1 protein-coding gene is annotated in these 538 nt (G+C 73.6%); it reads left to right on the forward strand.

The window, feature by feature from the left end:
- The coding region (locus tag KZ820_RS21690) for an FAD binding domain-containing protein (protein WP_219750871.1) at positions 1 to 495 on the forward strand (495 nt) is incomplete at its 5' end.
- Between the last annotated feature and the right edge of the window lie 43 nt (positions 496 to 538).

Raw genomic sequence — 538 nt, forward strand, 5'->3', positions numbered from 1 at the left:
GCCACCTTCCCCGGCGACATGGCGGTGGCGATGCGCGTGCTCGACGCGGTGGTGGAGACGGTCGACGCCGCCGGCCAGCGCCGCAGTATCCCCATCGCCGACTTCCACCGGCTGTGGGGCGACCATCCCGAGCAGGACACCAGCCTGCGCCCCGGCGAGCTGATCACCGCGGTGGTGCTGCCCAGGCCGCTCGGCGGCCAGCATTTCTACGAGAAGGTGCGCGACCGCGCCTCCTATGCCTACGCGCTGGTGTCGGTCGCGGCGGTGATCCAGCGCGACGGCAGCGGTCGGGTGGCGTTCGGCGGCGTCGCGCCCAAGCCGTGGCGGGTCGAGGCGGCGGAGGCGCTGCTGCCGCAGGGCGCCGAGGCGGTGACCGCGCGCGCCTTCCAGGGCGCCACACCGACCAAGGACAATGCGTTCAAGCTGCCGCTGGCGACGCGCGCGCTCGCCGCGGTGCTCGCCCAGGCGGGCACGCCGGCGCAGAAGAAGGGTTGAGGCCATGAAGTTCGACACCCCCGCAGGCACCAACCCGATCGAC

The organism is Sphingomonas citri (genome assembly GCF_019429485.1).
Taxonomy (GTDB): Bacteria; Pseudomonadota; Alphaproteobacteria; order Sphingomonadales; family Sphingomonadaceae; genus Sphingomonas; species Sphingomonas citri.